At 51.7% G+C, this 5135-nt stretch carries 4 protein-coding genes; all 4 read right to left on the bottom strand.

From position 1 onward, the window contains the following. Positions 1-120: 120 nt before the first annotated feature. Positions 121-1014, bottom strand: a complete 894-nt coding sequence (locus QNK41_RS00525) for a branched-chain amino acid ABC transporter permease (RefSeq protein WP_319252653.1) — start codon at positions 1012-1014, stop codon at positions 121-123. Next, the gene (locus QNK41_RS00520; RefSeq protein WP_319252651.1) at positions 1014-2945 is read right to left on the bottom strand and encodes an AMP-binding protein; all 1932 of its coding nucleotides are present in this window, start codon (positions 2943-2945) and stop codon (positions 1014-1016) included. Before QNK41_RS00520 ends, QNK41_RS00525 begins: the two co-directional genes overlap by 1 nt. After that, positions 2946-3707 carry an ABC transporter ATP-binding protein gene (locus QNK41_RS00515; RefSeq protein ID WP_319252649.1) on the bottom strand — a complete coding sequence of 254 codons (762 nt, stop codon included), beginning with the start codon at positions 3705-3707 and terminating at the stop codon, positions 2946-2948. A 300-nt stretch (positions 3708-4007) separates the two neighbouring features. Continuing rightward, a partial coding sequence (locus QNK41_RS00510) for a PAS domain S-box protein (protein ID WP_319252647.1) occupies positions 4008-5135 on the bottom strand: 1128 nt, incomplete at its 5' end.

The raw sequence follows: 5135 nt of genomic DNA, 5'->3' as shown, positions 1-5135 counted from the left end.
AAGGACAATAAGGAACATAGTAAATATTGTCCGATCCAGATGAGTAAAGAATATTCTCTGCTCGTCTTTGTATGAGGTAAAGTAATTACCGGTTGCTAACCAACGATTTGTTGACATAATTTATACACGCTCAATTTCATTTATTCCAAAAAGCCCGTGTGGTATGATAAGTAGGATGACCAACAAGATGATATAGGGCAGCACCTCGGCAGTACCGTTGAGCCCCCAGTTGCCGTCAAGATATCCGCTGGCAAACTGCTGGATCAGCCCTATAATAATACCTGCCACAACCGCTCCGAGTATTGAATCCAGCCCCCCTAGAATAACCACGGGAAAGACGGTAATCCCGAAAGCGTGCAGTGTATCAAAGTTAAGCCCAGTAATATTACCGATAATGGTACCCGCAGCCGCTGCACTCAGCCCGGCTGTAGCCCATGCCAGCCCGAATACCCTGGGGACGGAAATACCCACGGACATGGAGGCAAACTGGTCATCCGATACCGCCCGCATGGAGATGCCCACCGTGGATTTTTTAAAAAACCATGAGAACCCTCCGATCATCACAGCCGTCACGATTACGCCCACGAGCTGAGTCCAGGAGATAGACACACCACCGAAGGATATCAAGGTTTGGGGCAAGAATATTGGAAAAGAGAAGTTTACCGACCCGAACGGTGTCAGAAAAATCAACCCATCGATGATGGACATCAGGCCGATCGTTACCATGATCACGGAGATGATCGGCTCTCCGATCAAGCGACGCAAAAATATCCGCTCCACGCTCATGGATAGGAAAAACGTAATCACCATACTCAGAAAAAATGATATATAAATCGGAATCCCCGCCATTCCGGTTAACGCATAGGCGATAAAGGCACCGGCGGCAATAATTTGTCCGTGAGCGATATTCAGCACCTTGCTCGATTTATAGATCAGGACAAATCCCAGTGCCGCCAAGGCATAAATGGAACCCACCACGATGCCGCTGACCACCAATTGAAAAAAGTAACTCATCAGAACCCTTCCATGGTATAAAATGAAATCTTGGTTTTCACCGTGGTTGATTGTCCATCCTGGTACTGGAAGAAGGCCTCCACCTCCTTTTCGCTGATGCTCTCATCGTAGAGGGCATCATACAGGTTCTGGTATTTCTCCCGTACGAATTTCCTGCGAATTTTTCCTGTTTTGGTCAACTCGCCGTCGTCCATGTCCAGCAGTTTGTATAAAATCGCAAACCGTTTGATCCTGAAGTGCTCCTTTTCTGCCCGAGAATTGATTTCGGCCACCTGCTCCTTGACCAGTCCGGCCACTTCGGGTTTGGCCGACAGATCCATATAGGTGGTGTAGGAGATGCCCCGGTCTTCCGCCCATTTGCCCACCACGATGGGGTCGATGTTGATCAGGGCGGCCACATAATCCCGCTTGTTTCCAAAGATCACCGCTTCTTTTATATAGGGGCTGAATTTGAGTTTGTTCTCCAGGAACATGGGACTGAACATCTCGCCCTCGATGTTGTGCATCACATCCGCCAACCGGTCGATGACCACCAGGTGGCCATGCTCGTCGATGTAGCCGGCATCGCCGGAGTGCAACCAGCCGCCTTCCAACAGCTCCTCCGTTTTTTCAGGCAGCTTGTAATAGCCGGGCGTCACCGAGGGTGATCGGGACAGGATTTCGCCCTCTTCTGAAATTTTGCACTCGGTGTTGGGTAACGGTTTGCCCACCGTATCGGGCCGAACGTCGCCGTCCCTGTGCATGTAGGCGATGCCCACGATCTCGGTCTGGCCGTAGATCTGCTTCAGGTTGACCCCGATGGCCTGGTAGAAGGTGAACAGTTCGGGGCCCAGGGCGGCGCCGCCGGTGTAGGCCCGGCGCAGGCGCAACAGGCCTATCTGGTTGATCAAAGGCCGGAACATGATCTGGTAGCCCAACCAGGCCTTGAATCTCAGACCTGGCGGCATGGGTTTGCTCGACATGCGGTAGCCGGCCGCTTTTTCGCCGACTTTGATGAAATAATAATAGAGTTTCCGGTTTAGCCAGTACGACTCGTCGATTTTGAGCCAGATCTGGGAGCGGATGGTCTCATAAATCCGGGGTGCCCCGAACATGAAATGCGGGCCAATCTCCTTGAGATCTTCCATGGCCGTTTCCACCGATTCGGGGAAATTGATGGTAATCCCGGTGGCCATGGCCACGCCAAACGAGTTCATCTGCTCACCGATCCAGGCAAAGGGCAGGAAGGAGAGATACTCGTCGGTGTCCGCCAGAGGGTCCGCATCAGTGAGCTGCAATCCCATGCTGATAAAGTTCTTGTGGGTCAGCATGGTCCCCTTGGACAAACCGGTCGTGCCGGATGTCAGGCAGAGGTGGCAGACCTGGTCGGCTGTGCCTTGATCCACCAGCCGTTCATACAGATCCGGGTTTTTGGCATGGACGTCGTCGCCGAGCCGGTAGAGATCGTCCATGAAGACGAACCAGTCATCGGACCGGTAGCCGCGCATGCCGCGGGGGTCCTCGTAGATGACATGCTTGACGCCCGGGACCCGTTCACGGATCTCTACAATTTTGTCCACCTGTTCCTGGTTGTCGCAAAAGACCATGGAGACGTTCATGTATGCCAGCAGTTGGGCGATTTCTTCGGGCATGGTGGTCTGGTAGATGGCCGCGGAGACACCGCCTACCGCCTGTGCGCCAATGGCGGTGAACAGCATTTCCGGAATGTTGTCGCCGATCAAGGCGATGGAATCGCCTTTTTTTAACCCGAGCTTTTGCAGGCCCAGCCCTGTCTTGCGAACCAAATGGTAATAGTCATTCCAGGTGTAGCTGTTCCAGCGGCCGAATTCTTTTTCCCGCAAAGCGACTTTGTCACCGGTGCTTTCGACTCGCCAGCGCAGCAATTGTGGAATGGTAAGTGACTGGAGGTGTTGCGTGTCTGTCGTGTTCAATTAATCTTCTCCGATGTAGGCCTCGATAACCTTTTCGTTAGCGGCCACTTCTTTCGGTGTCCCCGATCCGATGACTTCCCCGAAGTCCAGCACGTGGATGCGATCGGAAATATCCATGACAACACCCAGATCATGCTCAACCAGGATGATCGTTGTCTTTTGCTCCTTTTTAATATCCATGACGAACCGTACGATATCTTCTTTTTCTTCGATATTCATTCCCGCCATGGGCTCGTCCAACAGAAGCAGTTGGGGGTTCAGCGTCAGCGCCCTGGCCACCTCAACGCGTTTCTGGATGCCGTAGGCCAGATTGCCCACCGTGCTTTTGCGGTAAGGCTCGAGCTCCATGAAATCAATGACATTTTCCACGTAGGCGCGGTTTTCGGCCTCCAGCCGCGATGCCTTGCCGACGTAAATCATGGCCTGGAGAAAATTGTATTTCAGGTTGGTATGGCGGGCCAGCAGCAGGTTGTCGAGGACGGACAGGCCGCTGAACAGTTCCAGATTCTGAAACGCCCGGGCGATGCCCAGCTTGGTCACCTGGTGGGGAAGCGCGTGGGTCAACCGTTTGTCGCCATATCTTATCTCCCCTGTGGTCGGGTGATAAAATCCGGAGATGCAGTTCAGTATGCTGGTTTTGCCGGCACCGTTGGGCCCGATGATGGAGGTGATCAGTCCCGGTTCGATGGTCATGTTAACATCGGAAAGTGCGTTCAACCCGCCGAAAGTAAGCGTAACGTTCTCAATGGATAAGGTGGTCATATAAGCTCAACATGGTTTGTGTGACAGCTGAAGATGTTGCCGGGTGCAAGGTCTGATACCACAGGGCGGCAGATTTGAAAAAGTGTCCTTAATGTTTCGTTTGGCAGTTAAAAAAATAAATTGTATTCATATTATTGTCTAAGTTTTTCATACTATAAATTATTTTTATTAAATCGAATACGTTGGAGTTGATCGATTAAGGATTTAAAGTGATGGATGGATCCTTTATGAATCAGTATCGTTTTAACACACAAGAATGTCAAGTTGATAAAATAGCAGGTAAATAGTGGGTAATAACCGCTACTCTTCATATGAGAGCAGATGGGTTCTGAGGTTTATTTTTTTGTTTCTTAGCCCCAGTTTGGTGCGGATGTGGTGGCGGTGAAAGAGAACCGTATTCTTTGAAATCAGCAACAATTCGGCGATCTCTTTGTTCGTTTTTCCTTCCTTGATCAGGTTGGCCACGCGGATTTCGGTGGGAGTGAAGTTCAGGTATCGAGATGAGAGCTTGCTGATAAAAGGCGAAATAATATTGTCCAGGTTGGACTGCAGGATTTCAAGCATGGTTTCCTGATGGGGTTCCAGGTGCCCTCTTTTCAGACGGACCAGATAGGGAGATACCAGTTCCTTGACATTGGAAAGTACATTTTCCTGCATTTCCCGTTTGTCCTCCTCCCGCTTTTTAAGCAGGACCTGCAGTGCGGTGTTGACCTCTTCCAGATAACTGGATTGGGCTCTCAAGGCCGCTTCCGCCCGCTTGCGCTCTTCGATTTGCTGTTTGAGCCGGCGGTTGGTGTCGGCCAGTTCCGCGGTTCGCTCCTGGACCAGTTCCTCCAACTGGCCGTGATATTGCTGGAGGGCTTCCTCCGCCTTTTTGCGGGCACTGATATCTCTAAGGGTAACGATATTGCCCACCGGCCGGCCCTTTTGATTTTGAAACAGGGTCGAGCTGATTTGAACGTCCAGCACCCGTCCATTCCTGGCCAGTCGCTTGGTTTCGAACATGGTGATTTTCCGGCCGCTCAGCATTTCGTCGATGGCAGCTTTGGTCTCCGGCCAGCACTCTTCAGGGACGAAATCAATCTGTTTGCCCAGCAGTTCGTGGCGGGATAGACCGAAGGTCTGCTCAAATGCCGGGTTGACGTAGGTGGCAATCCCTTTCATGTTGTATGCGACAATGGGATCTGGGGAAGATTCAAGGAAGGACCGGTAGCGCTGTTCGCTCTCACGAATGCGGGCCTCGGCTTTTTTTCGTTCGGCCAGTTCGCGGGTGACCTTGCTGTATAGGGTGGCTTTTTCCAGTGCCAGCAGCGTCAGGGCGGCAAAGCGTTCAAGGACAATCACATCCTCCTGGTCGAAGCGCTTTTCCGGATCCACATGGGCCAGACCGATGACGCCCTGAACCTGACTGTCGGATTTCAGCGGAAT

The sequence above is a fragment of the Desulfosarcina sp. genome, from assembly GCF_033791525.1.
In the GTDB taxonomy this organism is placed as follows: domain Bacteria; phylum Desulfobacterota; class Desulfobacteria; order Desulfobacterales; family Desulfosarcinaceae; genus Desulfosarcina.
The sequence above is the reverse complement of the archived record's forward strand: the minus strand, read 5'-3'. Positions and strand labels throughout refer to the sequence as shown.

What these genes read in the sequence shown, in the direction of transcription:
- QNK41_RS00525 (WP_319252653.1), bottom strand. Translation starts at nt 1,014, where the DNA reads ATGAGTTACTTTTTTCAATTGGTGGTCAGCGGCATCGTGGTGGGTTCC.
- QNK41_RS00515 (WP_319252649.1), bottom strand. Translation starts at nt 3,707, where the DNA reads ATGACCACCTTATCCATTGAGAACGTTACGCTTACTTTCGGCGGGTTG.